Here is an 887-nt window from a genome sequence, read left to right as displayed (position 1 = left end):
TAATATCCACAGCGGTTAAAACCGCTCGTGTCGTTTCCCTCTCAGGTCTAAAGACTCTGAGTTTCCCACTTACCGGGTATTCTTATGAAACAAGAATCAATAATTAAGAGAATTGAGAATGTTGTTGCTATTTTAATGGAAGAACGTCCTTTATTTAAAGAGGATCTAAATTATACGAAAATGGTTCAAGATTTAGTAAAAGTATTTAAAGAAAACTTTTCTTTAGAAGAATTTAGTCAGATATCAGAAGAAAGTCTTAAAAAGCGTTGTAGTGGTATCATGGCTCTACACCTTTTGGCTAAAATAGGAGAGGATTTTACTCCTGAACAAATGGCAATTTTTGATGATGCAGTTAAAAGAAAATAGAAAATTTATGAATTATTTATTAGATACTAATATTGTTTCTTTAGCACTCAAACAAAATTCCCAAATTCTTCACAAGATTACAATTAGTGAGTCTAAGGAAGAAAAGATTTTTATTAGTTGTATCACCTATTTTGAAATTAGGCGAGGTTTTTTAGCGGTTGATGCACCAAAACAAAGAGCAAGATTTGAGGAATTTTGTCAAGAATATCCGATTATTTTCTTAGATGATTTAGCAATTTTAGAAAAAGCTGCTCAAATTCATGCTAATTTGAGATTAAGGGGTGTACCAATTCAAACTGAAGATGTTTTAATCGCTGCTACTGCTATTCTTAAAGATTTAATTGTGGTTTCTAATGATAGTGATTTGGCCAGAGTTGAGGGTTTAAGTTTAGAGAATTGGGTAGAATTATGATGATTAAATTATTTTTTGGCTGATGTATTTAAAACTGTAGGTTTGGTTAAGCTGTTATTGGGTTTTTCGCATTTGGTCAGGGTGTAAGTGGCGAACTCGCACTTTATCA

The 887-nt window shown here is 32.0% G+C and carries 2 protein-coding genes; both read left to right on the top strand.

Annotated elements, in window-relative coordinates:
• The first annotated feature begins 84 nt into the window (after positions 1-84).
• Positions 85-366 (top strand): hypothetical protein, encoded by a 282-nt coding sequence (locus FJR06_RS18830; RefSeq protein WP_015080097.1) that lies wholly within the window; start codon positions 85-87, stop codon positions 364-366.
• A gap of 7 nt (positions 367-373) precedes the next feature.
• Positions 374-778, top strand: a complete 405-nt coding sequence (locus tag FJR06_RS18825) for a type II toxin-antitoxin system VapC family toxin (protein WP_015080096.1) — start codon at positions 374-376, stop codon at positions 776-778.
• Positions 779-887: the final 109 nt, after the last annotated feature.

The sequence above is a fragment of the Dolichospermum sp. UHCC 0352 genome, from assembly GCF_009711925.1.
In the GTDB taxonomy this organism is placed as follows: Bacteria; Cyanobacteriota; Cyanobacteriia; order Cyanobacteriales; family Nostocaceae; genus Dolichospermum; species Dolichospermum lemmermannii.
This window is presented reverse-complemented; position numbering and strand designations above follow the sequence as displayed.

Bases quoted from the DNA above. Each gene is read 5' to 3' on its own strand.
- FJR06_RS18830 (WP_015080097.1), top strand. From the start codon at position 85: ATGAAACAAGAATCAATAATTAAGAGAATTGAGAATGTTGTTGCTATT.
- FJR06_RS18825 (WP_015080096.1), top strand. From the start codon at position 374: ATGAATTATTTATTAGATACTAATATTGTTTCTTTAGCACTCAAACAA.